14 protein-coding genes are annotated in these 15,184 nt (G+C 69.0%); 5 read left to right on the top strand and 9 right to left on the bottom strand.

Features of this window, described 5'->3' with window-relative positions:
- Positions 1-4: 4 nt before the first annotated feature.
- The 6 genes from hfq to RAN53_RS04805 all read right to left on the bottom strand — a co-directional run bounded on the left by hfq (position 5) and on the right by RAN53_RS04805 (position 6,909).
- Positions 5-253 carry an RNA chaperone Hfq gene (hfq, locus tag RAN53_RS04830; protein WP_161431466.1) on the bottom strand — a complete coding sequence of 83 codons (249 nt, stop codon included), beginning with the start codon at positions 251-253 and terminating at the stop codon, positions 5-7.
- Between the two features lie 102 nt (positions 254-355).
- The gene (gene miaA / locus RAN53_RS04825) at positions 356-1,294 is read right to left on the bottom strand and encodes a tRNA (adenosine(37)-N6)-dimethylallyltransferase MiaA (protein WP_305795674.1); all 939 of its coding nucleotides are present in this window, start codon (positions 1,292-1,294) and stop codon (positions 356-358) included.
- A gap of 168 nt (positions 1,295-1,462) precedes the next feature.
- The gene (mutL, locus tag RAN53_RS04820; RefSeq protein ID WP_305795673.1) at positions 1,463-3,406 is read right to left on the bottom strand and encodes a DNA mismatch repair endonuclease MutL; all 1,944 of its coding nucleotides are present in this window, start codon (positions 3,404-3,406) and stop codon (positions 1,463-1,465) included.
- A gap of 16 nt (positions 3,407-3,422) precedes the next feature.
- Entirely contained in the window at positions 3,423-4,868 is a 1,446-nt protein-coding gene (locus tag RAN53_RS04815; RefSeq protein WP_305795672.1) for an N-acetylmuramoyl-L-alanine amidase, read from the bottom strand.
- Complete coding sequence (tsaE, locus tag RAN53_RS04810; protein WP_305795671.1) at positions 4,865-5,374, bottom strand: tRNA (adenosine(37)-N6)-threonylcarbamoyltransferase complex ATPase subunit type 1 TsaE; 510 nt, start codon at positions 5,372-5,374, stop codon at positions 4,865-4,867. The genes RAN53_RS04815 and tsaE overlap by 4 nt, the downstream gene beginning before the upstream one ends.
- Before the next feature lie 17 nt (positions 5,375-5,391).
- Positions 5,392-6,909, bottom strand: coding sequence for an NAD(P)H-hydrate dehydratase (locus RAN53_RS04805; protein ID WP_305795670.1), 1,518 nt, complete (start codon positions 6,907-6,909; stop codon positions 5,392-5,394).
- 126 nt (positions 6,910-7,035) lie between these two features.
- Here RAN53_RS04805 and queG point away from each other — a divergent pair, with 126 nt between their 5' ends.
- Entirely contained in the window at positions 7,036-8,148 is a 1,113-nt protein-coding gene (gene queG, locus RAN53_RS04800) for a tRNA epoxyqueuosine(34) reductase QueG (RefSeq protein WP_305795669.1), read from the top strand.
- A gap of 146 nt (positions 8,149-8,294) precedes the next feature.
- On the opposite strand, the gene orn is transcribed toward queG, so the two are convergent.
- The gene (gene orn / locus RAN53_RS04795) at positions 8,295-8,900 is read right to left on the bottom strand and encodes an oligoribonuclease (RefSeq protein WP_305795668.1); all 606 of its coding nucleotides are present in this window, start codon (positions 8,898-8,900) and stop codon (positions 8,295-8,297) included.
- Between the two features lie 96 nt (positions 8,901-8,996).
- Here orn and rsgA point away from each other — a divergent pair, with 96 nt between their 5' ends.
- From rsgA to asd, 3 genes are all read left to right on the top strand, one after another.
- On the top strand, positions 8,997-10,025 hold the full coding sequence (gene rsgA, locus RAN53_RS04790) for a small ribosomal subunit biogenesis GTPase RsgA (protein WP_305795667.1): 1,029 nt from the start codon (positions 8,997-8,999) through the stop codon (positions 10,023-10,025).
- A 29-nt stretch (positions 10,026-10,054) separates the two neighbouring features.
- Positions 10,055-10,885 carry a sulfurtransferase gene (locus RAN53_RS04785; RefSeq protein WP_305795666.1) on the top strand — a complete coding sequence of 277 codons (831 nt, stop codon included), beginning with the start codon at positions 10,055-10,057 and terminating at the stop codon, positions 10,883-10,885.
- A gap of 275 nt (positions 10,886-11,160) precedes the next feature.
- A complete protein-coding gene (gene asd, locus RAN53_RS04780; protein WP_305795665.1) occupies positions 11,161-12,003 on the top strand; it encodes an archaetidylserine decarboxylase in 843 nt (280 codons plus the stop codon).
- A 126-nt stretch (positions 12,004-12,129) separates the two neighbouring features.
- Here asd and epmA read toward each other — a convergent pair whose 3' ends face one another.
- Entirely contained in the window at positions 12,130-13,116 is a 987-nt protein-coding gene (gene epmA, locus RAN53_RS04775) for an EF-P lysine aminoacylase EpmA (protein WP_305795664.1), read from the bottom strand.
- Positions 13,117-13,302: 186 nt separating this feature from the next.
- Positions 13,303-13,869 carry an elongation factor P gene (gene efp, locus RAN53_RS04770; protein WP_305795663.1) on the bottom strand — a complete coding sequence of 189 codons (567 nt, stop codon included), beginning with the start codon at positions 13,867-13,869 and terminating at the stop codon, positions 13,303-13,305.
- Between the two features lie 118 nt (positions 13,870-13,987).
- On the opposite strand from efp, the gene epmB reads away from it, so the two are divergent.
- Complete coding sequence (gene epmB / locus RAN53_RS04765) at positions 13,988-15,073, top strand: EF-P beta-lysylation protein EpmB (protein WP_305795662.1); 1,086 nt, start codon at positions 13,988-13,990, stop codon at positions 15,071-15,073.
- Positions 15,074-15,184: the final 111 nt, after the last annotated feature.

Genomic DNA, 15,184 nt, shown 5'->3' with positions numbered 1-15,184 from the left:
TACCTCACTCATCTTCCTGCGGCGCGGCAGGATCCTGGGCCGGCAGTCGCACGTTGCGCGACGGGACCACGGTGGAAATGGCGTGCTTGTAGACCATCTGGCTGACGGTGTTGCGCAGCAGGATGACGAACTGGTCGAAGGACTCGATCTGGCCCTGCAGCTTGATGCCGTTGACCAGGAAGATCGATACCGGGATACGCTCCTTGCGCAGGATGTTCAGGTACGGATCTTGAAGCGACTGCCCTTTGGACATTTTTTTCTCTCCCTGGATGTGTCTCTGGGGTTGGGTTGTTGGGGTTTGCGGGGGCCTTTTCAAGCGGCCCGGCCAGCGGCCTAGGAAACACCGTATCTTACGCTAAGTGCCGAAATGGCGCACGAGTTTCAGCACCCGGGCCCGGGGGTCGTCGCCCTGAGTATCCACCCAGTGCAGCGCCTCCCAGCTGCGCATCCAGGTCAACTGCCGCTTGGCCAGCTGCCGGGTCGCCACGATGCCGCGCTGCGCGAGTCCGGCGCGGTCGACCTCGCCCTCGAGGTACTCCCATACCTGACGATACCCTACGCTCTTCATCGCGGGCAGTGTCGGCGTCACATCGCCACGCGAACGCAGCGCGGCGACCTCCTCGATCAGGCCGCCCTCGAGCATGGCCGCGAAGCGCGTGGCGATACGCGTGTGCAGCACGCGCCGCTCGCCGGGTGCGAGCCCTATCGACAGCGTACGCCAGGGAAAGGTTTCCGGGCGCTGTTCGGCCCACAGCTCGCTGAGGGGGCGCCCGCTGATGCGAAAGACCTCCAGGGCACGCAGCAGACGCTGGGGGTCGTTGGGGTGGATGCGCGCCGCCGAGGCGGGGTCGATGCGGCCGAGCTCCTGATGCAGGGCGGCCATGCCGCGCTCCTCGAGCTCGGCCTCGAGCCCGGCACGCACCACCGGGTCGGCACTCGGCAGGTTGGCGACCCCGAAGAGCAGCTGGCGAAGATACATCATGGTGCCGCCCACCAGCAGCGGCACCCGGCCGGCGGCGCTGATCTCGCGCATCTCGCGCAGCGCATCCTCGCGGAAGTCGGCCGCCGAGTAGGGCTCGGCCGGGTCACGGATATCGATCAGCCGGTGCGGCGCGCGGGCCAGCTCCTCGGCGGAGGGCTTGGCGCTGCCGATGTCCATGCCACGGTAGACCATGGCCGAGTCGACGCTGATCAGCTCCACGCCCAGGCGTTCGTGGAGCTCGATGGCGAGGTCGGTCTTGCCGGCGGCGGTGGGGCCCATCAGCAGGATGGCGGGGGGACGCGAATCGGGCATGAAATTCTCGGACTCTCTCAGGGAAAGCGCCGAGTCGCTTACCCGGGGACAGGCCTGCGAGGAGGCGCTGTGAACCCATCCCTGGGCGCTACCGACGCCGTCCATGGCGTAGGACCTCCTCTTCGGCCTGCCCCCGGCGCTTCTCGCCGCAGGGGTGGCTATCGTTCTCTACTGCCCGCGCATGAAGAGGCGGTCGAGCTGCTGCATGCTCATCTCGGTCCAGGTGGGGCGGCCGTGATTGCACTGGCCGCTGCGTTCGGTGCGCTCCATGTCGCGCAGCAGGGCGTTCATCTCCGCCAGGGTCAGGCGGCGATTGGCACGCACGCTGCCGTGGCAGGCCATGGTGGAGAGCAGCTCGTTGATATGCGCCTCGAGGCGGTCGGAGCGCCCGTAGCGCTCGAGGTCGGCGAGCATCTCACGCACCAGCGGCTCCACGTCGGCATCGGCCAGCAGCACCGGTACCTGGCGCACCAGCAGGGTCTCGGGGCCGGCGACATCGAGCTCGACCCCCAGCCGAGCGAAGGCCTCGCGCTCGCTCTCCGCGGTGGCCACTTCCGCTGGGCTGGCCGCCAGCGAGACCGGCACCAGCAGCGGCTGGGCCTCGAGGCGACCGCCATGGACCTGGGTCTTCATGCGCTCGTAGACGATACGCTCGTGGGCGGCGTGCATGTCCACCAGGATCAGGCCGCGCTCGCTCTGGGAGAGGATATAGACCCCGTGCAGCTGCGCCACGGCGTAGCCCAGCGGCGGCGCCCGGGTGTCATCCTGTTCGGGCAGCGTCACACGCGGCGAGGCCTGCGACGCCTGGCGCTCGGCCAGGGCCAGGCCGGCCGCGGCCCCCCCGGCGCCGGGCGCCGCGGGCTGGGGCGTGAGCAGGGTCTCCTCGTGGTTCGGATGCAGGTGGCGGTAGCCCTCCATGAAGGCCCGCACCCTGTCGGGCGTCACCTTGCCCCCCTCCTCGCGATTCGGCAGCGACATGGGCTGCTGCTGCCAGCGCCCGGCGGCCTCGGCCACCCGCTGCGGCGAGGCGCCAGCGTCGTTGCCCTCGTCGCCCCCCTCACCCGCCTCTTCGGCGGGCCCGACGCCTGGTTGGCCGGCCCGCGCCTCGCCCAGCGCCCGGTGCAGGCTGGAGAAGAGGAAGTCGTGGACCAGGCGCCCGTCGCGGAAGCGAACCTCATGCTTGGTGGGGTGGACATTGACATCGACCACCGACGGGTCGACTTCCAGGTAGAGGACGAACACCGGGTGGCGGCCGTGGAAGAGCACGTCACGGTAGGCCTGACGAACGGCATGGGCCACCAGGCGGTCGCGCACCACGCGGCCGTTGACGAAGAAGTATTGCTGGTCGGCCTGGGCTCGGGAGTGGGTGGGCAGGCCGACCCAGCCCCACAGGCGCAGGCCCGAGGCCTCGAGGTCCAGGTGCAGGGCGTGCTCGAGGAACGCCTTGCCGAGCAGCGCGGCGATGCGCCGCTCGCGACTGGCCACATCTTCTCCGGGGCGCAGCTGATGGACGGTCTTGTGGTTATGACGCAGGGTCCAGCCGATGTCGTAGCGCGATAGCGCCTGGCGGCGGAAGGCCTCCTCGACATGGCCGAACTCGGTCTTCTCGGTACGCAGGAACTTGCGTCGGGCCGGCGTATTGAAGAACAGGTCACGCACCGTTACCGAGGTGCCGCGGGGGTGCGGCGCCGGGGAGACGCGGGGCTCCATGTTGCGGCCCTCCGCCACCACCCGCCAGCCGGCGGTGGGGTCCTCCGCGGGGTTGGAGACCAGCTCCAGGCGCGACACCGAACTGATCGAGGCGAGTGCCTCGCCGCGGAAGCCCAGGCTGGCCACGCCCTCCAGCTCCTCCAGCGACACGATCTTGCTGGTGGCGTGGCGCGACAGCGCCAGCGGCAGGTCATCCTCGCCGATGCCGCTGCCGTCGTCACGCACCCGGATCAACCGGGCACCACCGGCCTCCAGCTCCACCTCGATGCGTGAACTGCCGGCGTCGATGGCGTTCTCGACCAGCTCCTTCACCACCGAAGCGGGTCGCTCGACCACCTCGCCGGCGGCGATCTGGTTAGCCAGGCGCGGGTCGAGTATCCGGATACGACGCTGTTCGGTCATAGGGCTCCAGGGGATGTCATGAACGGGGGATGCGCAACACCTGCCCCACCCGGATCACGTCGCCATTGAGCTCGTTGGCCTGCTTGAGGCGGCCCACCGGCACGTTGTGGCGAGAGGCGATCTCGGACAGGGTATCGCCCGGCTGAATCCTGTACTCGTTGCCGACGGTGCGCCGTCCGTTGTCGCGCTGCCAGGCCAGCAGGCTGGCCGGTGGCGGGTTGGTGCGAAAATGCTCCTCCAGGCCGGCGAAGATGGCCCGGGCCATCTGCTCCTGGTGGCCGGGGTCGCGCAGGCGACGCTCCTCCTCGGGGTTGGAGATGAAGCCGGTCTCGACCAGCAGCGAGGGGATATCCGGTGACTTGAGCACCACGAAGCCGGCCTGCTCCACCCGCGACTTGTGCAGGCGGTTGACGCGCCCCATGCGATCCAGCACCTGCCCACCGATGGAGAGGGAATCGTTGAGCGTCGCGGTCATGGTCAGGTCGAGCAGCACGCCACGCAGCACCTCGTCCTTGTCCTTGAGCGACAGGTTGCCGTCCACGCCGCCGATCAGATCGGCCTGGTTCTCGCTCTCGGCCAGCCACTGGGCGGTCTCGGAGGTGGCCCCACGCTGGGAGAGCGCGTAGACCGAACTCCCGTTGGGCCGCGGGCTGTTGAAGGCATCGGCGTGGATGGAGACGAAGAAGTCCGCCTTCTGCTCGCGGGCGATATGCGTGCGCTGACGCAACCCCACATAGTAATCGCTGTCGCGGATCATCACCGCGCGAAAGCCCTCGGTGGCGTTGACCCGCTGCTGGAGGCGCTGGGCGATCTGCAGCACCACGTCCTTCTCCCGGGTGCCCGCGGGACCGATGGCGCCGGGGTCCTCGCCACCATGGCCGGCATCGATGGCGATGATGATATCGCGTCGTGGATGCGGCTGGGCTCGTTGCACCGCCGCTGCGGGCTCGGGCGTCGAGGCCGCGCCGCCGTGGTCGGCCTGGGCCTGGGCTCGCTTGGCCGCGATCTCCTGCTCGCGGATCATCGCCTCGATGGGATCGATGGGGTCCTCCACCGCGCTCTCCCCGGGGTACTCCAGATCCACCACCAGGCGGTGGCCGTACTGGTCGTTGGGCGCCAGGGAGAAGTGCCGTGGATCCACCTCGCGCTCCAGGTCGAGCACCACGCGCAGGCCGCTGCCGTCACGCACGCCGGAGCGGATGCGGCTGATGGCGCTGCCGGTCAGATCGAGCCCGTCGAGATCGGCCTGCATGCGGCTATCATCCAGGTCGATCACCAGGCGCCGGGGATTGTCGAGGGGGAACACCTCGGCCCGGGTGGGCGACGCCAGGTCGAACACCAGGCGCGCATGATCGGGTGCCGCCCACAGGCGCAGGTTCTCGACCTCGCCGGCCTGGACCCCGGCCAACGGGCCCAGCAGCAGCCCCAGGACAAACAGACGATGCAGGGCAGCGAACCTCATGCCGTGCTCCCCTCGTGGCTGTCATCGGAAAGCCGCCATTCGGCGACGTCGGGCATGGCGCCCAGGCGCGCCAGGGCCGCTCGGCCCTGCGCACTGAGTGCCTCCAGCCGGGCCTCGCGACCGTCGCCCGCCACGCAGAGCTCGACGCGCAGGTCGGGCTCGGGTAGCCAGCCGGCCCCACGCGCTGGCCACTCGATCAGGCTCAGGGCGTCGTCGCCGAGCAGGTCACGGCCACCGATGAACTCCAGCTCCTCGGGGTCCCCCAGCCGATAGAGATCGAAGTGGTAGACCCGCACCCCATCGAGTTCGTAGGGCTCCACCAGGGTGTAGGTAGGGCTCTTCACCGCGCCGCGATGGCCATAGGCACGCAGCACGCCCCGGGCCAGGGTGGTCTTCCCGGCCCCCAGCTCGCCGACGAGATAGACCCGCCCACGCCCCTCCAGGGCACGGCCCAGGCATTCGCCCAGGCCCACCTGGCACGCTTCGTCATCGAGTCGCAGCCGCATCGTCCTCGCCCTTGCCATCACACGTCGCCATCACACCCTGTCGGGTTGACCATAATTCGCGCATAGGATGCCAGATCACCGGCCAGCAGACCACGCTCCCCGGCCTCTGCCGCGGCGAGATCCGCGGCCCGGGCGTGCACCAGCACGCCCAGCCGGGCGGCGCTCTCCAGGGGCACGCCCTGGGCCAGCAGGGCGCCGAGCATCCCGGAGAGCGCATCGCCCATCCCGCCGCTGGCCATGCCCGGGTTGCCGAAGGGGCAGACGGCCATCCCGCCGGGGCCGGCGATCAGGCTGCCCGCGCCCTTGAGGATGATCACCCCACCGAAGCGTTCGCGCAGTGCCCGCGCCGCCGCGGGGCGATCCGCCTCGACCTCGGCGGTGCTGCAGCCCAGCAGGCGTGCCGCCTCGCCCGGGTGCGGCGTCAGGATCCAGTCGTCGCGGCGTGTCCCGGGGTAGTGCACGGCCAGCAGGTTGAGGCCATCGGCATCCACCACCAGCGGCTTGCCGGCAGCCAGCGCCGCCTGCAGCAAGCCCTGCCCCCAGCTGCCCAGTCCCAGGCCCGGCCCCACCACCAGCACATCGGCGAGCGTGGGCAACTCGTCGAGATCGCCGGCACCGCGGACGCCATGCACCATCACCTCGGGACGGCGCACCAGGCTGGCGGTAACGTGCTGCAGCGCGGTCGCCAGGCTCACCTTGCCCGCCCCCAGGCGCCCACAGGCCTCGGCGGCCAGCAACGCCGCCCCCCCGAAGCCGGGCGCTCCGCCCAGGATCAGCGCATGGCCACAGTCCCCCTTGTGGGTGGCGCGCCGTCGCGCCGGCAGCCAGTCCCGCAGCAGGCTCTCGTCGAGCAACTCCGCTGCTGGCACCAGGTCGACCGCGGCCAGGGCGTCCACGCCGAGCGCCCGAAAGGCGAGCTCGCCGACATGATCCGCTGCCGCCCCGGTATGCAGGCCCAGCTTGTCGCCGATAAAGGTCACGGTGGCGGCGGCGCGCACCGCCTCGCCGAGCACCGCGCCGCTGTCGGCATGCAATCCAGAGGGGATATCGATGGCCAGCACCGGCTTGGCGCTCGCGTTGACCGCCGCGATCGCCTCGCGGAAGTCGCCGCGAACCTCGCCATCGAGACCGGTGCCCAGCAGGGCATCCACCAGCAGCTGGCCGGAAAACGCCATGCCGGGACGCCAGGGCTCGGCACCGACGCCGGCTGCGGTTGCCATGTCCGCGGCGCGGCGGGCATCGCCACTCAGCTCGTCGACCTCCTTGAGCAGGATGCGCTGCACCGCAAGCCCCTCCGCGGCAGCCAGGGCGGCCAGCACATGGCCGTCTCCGCCGTTGTTGCCGGCGCCGCACAGCACCGTCAGCGAGCGCACCTCGGGCCAGCGCTCCCTGAGGCACTGCCAGGCGGCAGCGCTGGCACGCTGCATCAGGGCGAAACCCGCGATACCCCCGGCGATGGTCCGCCGGTCGAGCTCACGCACCTGCTCGGCACGGTAGAGCGGGTGCAGCGATACGGCAGGATGGCTGTCGGCCATGCGGTGTCTCCCGGGTGGCAATGCTTTATCATGGCGATGGTTCGATGAACGCGCTTATCGAACAGTGTAAAGCCTTCGTGGCTTGCGCCAAGTGACGCAAGCCCCCTGCACGGTGTTTCCGCGATCATGTCTTCCTCGTCTGCCCACGACGACGCCCCCGATCTGCATGCCCTGGCCGAGCGTATCAAGGCCTGGGGAGGCGAGCTCGGCTTCCAGCAACTCGGCATCACCGATGTCGACCTGGCCGAGGACGAGGCGCGCCTCGCCCGCTGGCTGGCCGCCGGCCATCACGGCGAGATGGGCTTCATGGCCAAGCACGGCACCAAGCGCACCCGCCCCGCCGAGCTGGTGCCGGGCACCGTGCGGGTGATCAGCGTGCGCCTGGACTACCTGCCCGCCGAGGTGGAGACCCTGGCCACGCTGGAGCGGCCCGAGACGGCCTATGTATCGCGCTATGCCACCGGCCGCGACTATCACAAGCTGATGCGCAAGCGCCTGGCGACGCTGGCCAAGTGGATCGAGGCCGAGGCAGGGCCCTTCGGCTACCGCGCCTTCGTCGACTCGGCACCGGTGATGGAGCGGGCCCTGGCGCGCAAGGCGGGGCTCGGCTGGGTCGGCAAGAACGCCATGCTGCTCAATCCCCGGGCCGGCTCGCTGTTCTTCCTGGGCGAGCTGTATACCGACCTGCCGCTGCCGGTGGATGAACCCTTCGCCTCCGAACACTGCGGCAGTTGCAGCGCCTGCCGCACGGCCTGCCCGACCGGCGCCATCGTCGAGGACCGCGTGGTGGACGCCCGGGCCTGCATCTCCTACCTGACCATCGAGCTTCACGGCGCCATTCCCGAGCGCTACCGCGAGGCCATGGGCAACCGCGTGTTCGGCTGCGACGACTGCCAGCTGGTCTGCCCCTTCACGCGCTTCGCCACGCCCACCGCGGAGCCGGACTTCACGCCTCGCCACGACCTCGACCGCGCCAGCCTGCTGTCGCTGTTCGCCTGGGGCGAGGAGGAGTTCCTGGACAAGACCGCCGGCAGCCCGCTGCGCCGCATCGGCTACGCGCGCTGGCTGCGCAACCTGGCGGTGGGGCTGGGCAACGCCCCCTGGAGCGAGGCGGTGGAGGCCGCGCTGCGCGCGCGACTCGCCTATCCCTCCGACCTGGTGCGCGAGCATGTGCGCTGGGCGCTGGGCCGGCAGCGAGAGAAGCGGCCGCTGCTGATTGCGGCGAGCGGTAAGCCGTAAGCCGTAAGCCGTAAGCCGTAAGCCGTAAGCCGTAAGCCGTAAGCCGTAAGCCGTAAGCCGTAAGTCAGAATGTTGCCACCAAACCTGGCAACACGGTTTTTCTTACAGCTTCAAGCTTATGGCTTACAGCTCCGGGCGAAGCCCGGTTATTCCTCCTCGTCGCTCCACTGGCCCGGCAGGCGCAGGAAGGTCTCGCGGTAGTGGGCCAGCTCGGCGATGGACTCCTTGATGTCGTCCATGGCCAGGTGCACGTTGCGCTTCTTGAAGCCGGCCATGGCGCCGGGATTCCAGCGCTTCGCCAGCTCCTTGAGAGTGGAGACATCCAGGTTGCGGTAGTGGAAGAAGGCCAACAGCTCGGGCATCTCGCGTTCCAGGAAGCGGCGATCCTGATGGACGCTGTTGCCGCACATCGGCGAGACGCCGGCGTCGACATGCTCACGCAGGAACTCGAGGGTACGCCGCTCGGCCTCGGCAGTGTCGATATCGCTGGCCTGCACCCGCGCGGTCAGCCCCGACTCGCCGTGGGTCTTCGTGCACCACTCGTCCATCGCCTCGAGCAGGTCATCGGGTTGCTTGACCGCAATCACCGGCCCCTCGGCGACCACGTTGAGCTCGGCATCGGTGACCAGGGTGGCGACCTCGATGATCCTCTCCTTCTCCGGGTCCAGCCCGGTCATCTCCAGATCGATCCACACCAGGCGTTGCTTGCGGGGATCCTGCTTGCTGTCTTTCGCTGACGCTTGCGAACTCATGGGGAAGCCTTCTCCTGCGGGGCCGGCTCGCAACCTCGCGACAGCCGGCGTCATGGGTGAGTACAATGCCTTCATTGTACCGAGCATCAGGGCACCATGAGCAAACGCAAGCTGAGCCGCCAGCAGCGCTGGCGTGTCGAGAAGATCCAGGCCGAACGCGCCGAGCGTGCGACCCGGCGTGACGTCCCGGAGGACGAGCTGCTGGCCGCGGGGGAGTACGGCCCCGAGCGGCCGGGGCGGGTGATCGCCCACTTCGGGCGCACTCTGGACGTGCGGCCGGACGCCGATGGCGAGGTAATACGCTGCCACCTGCGCGCCAACCTCGAGGGCCTGGTCACCGGTGACCGGGTGGTCTGGCGCGGCAGGACCGACGCCGAGGGGCGCACCGTAGAGGGCGTGGTGGTGGCCCGCGGCGAGCGCGAAAGCGTGCTCGAACGCCCCGATGCCCGCGGCCAGCTCAAGCCGGTGGCGGCCAATATCGACCAGATCCTGATCGTCTTCGCGGTGGAACCCGAACCGCACCCCAACCTGATCGACCGCTACCTGGTGGCCGCCGAGGCCACCGGCATCTCCCCGGTGCTGGTGCTCAACAAGGTCGACCTGCTGCCCGATGACGGCGGCGAGCTGATGGCGCTGCTGCGCCGCTACGAGGGGCTGGGCTACCCCGTGGTGACCACTACCACCGAGCGCAAAGGGGGCCTCGACGCCCTGCACGCACGCCTGGCCGGCCGCACCTCGGTGTTCGTGGGACAGAGCGGGGTGGGCAAGTCGTCGCTGATCGACCGCCTGCTACCCGATGAGGAACTTCGCATCGGCGAGCTGTCGAAGGATTCACGCAAGGGGACCCATACCACCACCACCGCGCGGCTCTATCGACTCCCGGAGGCGGCCGGTGCCGAGCTGATCGACTCCCCCGGGATACGCGAATTCGGCTTGATCCATCTCGACGAGCAGCAGGTCACCGAGGGCTTCATCGAGTTCCTTCCCCTGCTGGGCCGCTGCCGCTTTCGCGACTGTCGCCACCGCCAGGAGCCCGGCTGTGCCCTGCTGGAAGCGGTGGAGCGTGGCGAGATCCATCCCGAACGCTTCGCCAGCTACCGACGCATCCTCGACTCGCTGGAATAAGCGCCCTGGAACAAGAAAAGGAGATCCCCATGAGTTCCGAAGCCAACCTGCTGCCGCTGATCGTCGAGCCGGAACAGCTCGCCGAGCACCTCGATGCGCCCTCGCTGCTGATCGTCGACGTGCCGATGCGCGCCGAGAGCTATGCCGAGGGCCATGTGCCCGGCGCGGTGTTCCTCGACAAGGCCCGCCTGATGCGCGGCGAGGGCGAGGTGCCCTGCCTCGAGCCAAGCGTCGAGCAGCTCTCGGCGCTGTTCAGCGAACTGGGCCTGACCCGGGACACCCATGTGGTCGCCTACGATGACGAAGGCGGCGGCTGGGCGGGTCGCCTGCTGTGGACCCTGGAGCTGATCGGCCACACCCGCTACTCCTACCTCAATGGCGGCATCCACGCCTGGCGCGAGTCGGGTCAGCCGCTCTCCACCGAGGACCGCCGACCCACGCCCAGCGACTACCAGGCGGAGATCCTCACCCCCGAAGTGCTGATCGACCATGCCGAGCTTGCCGAGCGCCTGGGCGAGAAGGGCTTCGCGGTCTGGGATGCCCGCTCGCCTGCGGAGTATCGCGGCGAGAAGGGCGAAAACAAGCGCCTGGGCCATATCCCCGGTGCGGTGAATCTGGAGTGGACCGAGGCCATGGACCGCGAGCGCGCCCTGCGCATCCGCGACTATGCCGAGCTGGTCACCGAACTCGAGGCGCTGGGCCTGACCCCCGACATGGAGGTGGCGACCCACTGCCAGAGCCACCATCGCAGCGGCTTCACCTGGCTGGTCGGCCGTGCGCTGGGATTCGAGAAGATCCGCGGCTATGCCGGCTCCTGGAAGGAATGGGGCAATCGCGACGATACGCCGGTCGAGAAGTAGCTGGAAGCTTCAAAAATGGCGCCTGGCACATCAACGTGAAAGCGAACTGTAGGAGGGATCGGTCCGGCGTCCCGGCTCTGCATCGCGATTGGCGCCGTCAGGCGCCCTTGTGGTGATGCCCAGCCTTTTGACATTACCGGGAGGCCTTCGGCCCCCAGTCGCGAGGCGGAGCCTCCCTCCTACAGCTTCAACTACGCCAATGTGCGAAGAGCCCAAATAATGCCGATCCCACCCTATCAGCCAATATGCCTGAACCTTAGAGAGCTCCCCGCATAGTGTCCCTATCCAAGCTGTTCGCCCTGATCCAGTACCCCCTGCCCCACCATCTGCTCTCCCGACTGGTGGGTCGACTCGCCGAGTGTCGCCAGCCGGCGCTCAGGAACGCCTTGGTGCGTACCTTTATCCGCCGCTTCGGGGTGGACATGGCCGAGGCCGCCGAACCCGATCCGACGGCCTACGCCACCTTCAACGACTTCTTCACCCGGGCGCTTGCGGCCGACGCGCGCCCCATCGGCGAGGGGGTGGTGAGCCCCGCCGACGGGCGGCTCTCGCAGTTCGGCGCCATCGAGGCAGGCCAGCTGCTGCAGGCCAAGGGGCATCGATTCTCCGCCGAGGCGCTGCTGGGCGGCGACGTGGACGCCGCGAGCCGCTTCCTGGGTGGCAGCTTCGCCACCGTCTACCTCTCCCCCAGCGACTACCATCGGGTGCATATGCCCCTGGCTGGCACCCTGACCGAGATGGTCTACGTGCCGGGGCGACTCTTCTCGGTCAATGCCGCCACCACCGAGCACGTCCCCGGCCTGTTCGCCCGCAACGAGCGCCTGGTGTGCCACTTCGATACCGAGCAGGGGCCGATGGCCATGGTGCTGGTGGGGGCGATGATCGTCGCCGCCATCGAGACGGTATGGGCCGGGCAGATCACCCCGCTGCCCCGTGGCGGCGTGCAGCGCATTCGCTTCGACAACCCGATCAGGCTCGAGAAGGGCGCGGAGATGGGCCGCTTCAAGCTCGGCTCCACGGTGGTGATGGCGTTCAGTGAGCCGGTGGACTTCGCCGACGGCCTCGAGCCCGGCGCCAAGGTGCAGATGGGGCAGTCGCTGGGGGAGCTGGCGAAATAGTCCCCGGGCTTTCCCGGCGGAAAGTCTGCGCGGAGGCGCTGTGAACCCATCCCTGGGCGCTACCGATGCCATCCCTGGCATAGGACCTCCGCTTCGACTTCCCCCCGGCGCCCTAGCTTCAGCGGCCTAGCAGCGCGGCGTGGCGAAGGCCATGACCTCCGCCACGCTCGACTTGCCCAGCGCCAGCTGGATCAGCCGGTCGATGCCGAGCGCCACCCCGCTGCCCTCCGGCATGCCATGCTCAAGTGCCGCCACCAGGCGCGCGTCCACATCCACCGCCGGCAGCCCCGCCGCCCGCCGGGCGGCGTTGTCCTCGGCGAAGCGCGCCGCCTGCTCGGTGGCGTCGGTCAGTTCGTCATAGCCGTTGGCGAGCTCCAGCCCCTCGAGATAGAGCTCGAAGCGTGAGGCCACCCACTCGCCATCCTCCGGGTCGCGGTGGCGCCGCGCCAGGGCCGCCTGGCTGGCCGGGTAGTCCACCACCACGTCGATGCCGCCCCGCCCCAGCTGCGGCTCGATGGCGAAGCTCAGCAGCAGGTCGAGGCAGTCATCGCGGGGGGCCTCACCCATGGCAAGACCGCCCTGCTCTTCGGCCATGCGGCGAAGTTCGCCAAGGGGCGCGGTAAAGGGGTCGATGTCGAGGGTCTCCCGGAACAGGTCGCGATAGCGACGGCGGCGCAGCGGACCCGCCTCGTCCCCTAGTTCTCGACCCAGCACGCAACGCACCAGCTCGGCGCTCTCCTCGATCAGCGCGTCCAGTGTGAAACCCGGGCGGTACCACTCCAGCATGGTGAATTCGAGGTTGTGGCGCCTCCCCACCTCGCCGTCGCGGAAGCAGCGCGCCAGCTGGAAGATCGGCCCGGCACCCGCGGCCAGCAGCCGCTTCATGGCGAACTCCGGCGAGGTCTGCAGCCAAAGCCGCTCGCGCCCGGCGGGCGTGGTGGCTTCGGCAGACAGCGAAGCGAGATGCACATCGGTGCTGCCACCGCGGCCCAGCACCGGCGTCTCCACCTCCAGCACGCCGCGCTCGGCGAAGAAGGCGCGCACCTCGCCCAGCAGGCGCGCCCGCTCGCGCAGGGTCTCGATGGTCGCCGTGGGGCGCCAGTCGACGGCCATAACCTCTCCTCCACAATGACAAAGGCCACGCCGATGTAGCGTGGCCTTGTAAGCCGTAAGCTGGATACCCCCTCAGGGGACAGACCCCGACCAAGCCACTCTGGCTGGTCTTGGCACACCTTGCTTACGATGTCTCCTCCGCCGGGGTCTGTCCCCTGAGGGCTACGGTTCCCAGCGAAGCCGGGGTCAGGCGCGGGAGACGTACTCGCCGCTACGCGTATCCACCTTCAGCACCTCGCCCTCGTTGATGAACAGCGGGACGCGCACCACGGCGCCGGAAGAGAGAGTCGCCGGCTTGGAGCCGCCCTGGGCGGTGTCGCCCTTGAGGCCGGGGTCGGTCTCGGTGACCTCGAGTTCGATGAAGTTGGGCGGGCTCACGCTGATGGCGTTGTCGTTCCACAGGGTGATGGTGTAGACCACCTGCTCCTTGAGCCACTTCTCGGTGTCGCCCAGGGCCTTCTTCTCCACCGGATACTGCTCGAAGGAGCCGTCGGTCTTCATGAAGTACCACATCTCGCCATCGTTGTAGAGATACTCCATGTCCAGATCCATGACGTCGGCGCCTTCCAGGCTCTCGCCTGACTTGAAGGTGCGCTCCCAGACGCGGCCGGTCATCAGGTTGCGCAGCTTGACGCGGCTGAACGCCTGACCCTTGCCGGGCTTGACTAACTCGTTCTCGACGATCGCGCAGGGATCGCCGTCGAGCATCACCTTCAGACCGCCCTTGAATTCGTTGGTAGAATAGTTCGCCATCTTCACTCACCCATGGATTCGAGCGCGCCACCGAAGCACGGCGGCGCGCTGGGAAACGATTTTCGACGAGGGCAAGCCTTCCAGGGCGCATCCTCGTCAGCATTGACTGGTGTGCCGCATGATAACCCGAAGCCCTGACCATTTGCAGCGTCATGACGAAGGCGAAGAAAGCAACCAGAAAGGTTCGCAGCGAGAGGCGCCGGGGACGGGTCGAAGAGGGGGTCCTACGCCGCCCGCCTGGCAGGCCCAGCTAGCCGGCGCCATCCGCGACCCGCGCGAGCTGTGTCGCCGCCTGGGGCTGGACGAGGGCTGGCTGCCCGGGGCCGAGTCCGGTCATGAGCTCTTCGAGGTGCGCGTGCCCGAGGCCTTCCTGGCGCGCATGCGCCATGGCGACCCCCACGACCCCCTGCTCCGCCAGGTGCTGCCGCTGGGTGAGGAGAGCCGACCCACGCCGGGTTATGTCGCCGACCCGCTGGAAGAGGCCACCCACACCCCGGCCAAGGGGCTGATCCACAAGTACTCGGGACGCGTGCTGCTGATCACCAGTCCCGCCTGCGCGGTGAACTGCCGCTACTGCTTCCGGCGCCACTTCCCCTACGCCGAGAACTCCCCCTCCCGGGCCCAGTGGGACGCGACCCTTGAGCACCTGCGCGGTGACCCCACCATCCATGAGGCGATCCTCTCCGGCGGCGACCCCCTGGCCGCCAGCGACCGACAACTCGCCTGGCTGGTCGAGCGCCTGGAGGAGATTCCCCACCTGACGCGGCTACGGGTCCATACCCGCCTGCCGGTGGTGATCCCCGAACGCATCGACGACGCCCTGCTCACCTGGCTCGGTGCCACGCGCCTGCAGAAGGTGATGGTGCTGCATATCAACCACGCCAACGAGATCGATGACGCCGTTATCGCCGCCTGCGCACGGTTGAAGGCGGCCGGGGTAACCCTGCTCAACCAGAGCGTGCTGCTGCGCGAGGTCAACGACTCGGTAGCGGCCCTGGCCGCGCTCTCGGAGCGACTCTTCGCGGCCGGGGTGCTGCCCTACTACCTCCACGTGCTCGACCCGGTGGCGGGCGCGGCCCACTTCGACGTCCCGGACGACGAGGCCCGAGAACTGGTCGCGGGCCTAAGGGAAGTGCTGCCGGGGTTCCTGATGCCGCGGCTGGTGCGGGAGATCCCCGGGGAAGGGAGCAAGACGCCCTTGTAGGAGGCCAATTCATTGGGCGATGGAGGCCGCAGGCCTCCCGGCGGCGACCCGCTGAGCCTGGTCAATACCGCCATGGCGCCTGCGGCGCCTGTCGCGCAGCAGAGCTGCCCT

Origin of the sequence: Halomonas sp. SSL-5, from assembly GCF_030708455.1 — a bacterium.
GTDB lineage: Bacteria > Pseudomonadota > Gammaproteobacteria > Pseudomonadales > Halomonadaceae > Halomonas.
The sequence above is the reverse complement of the archived record's forward strand: the minus strand, read 5'-3'. Positions and strand labels throughout refer to the sequence as shown.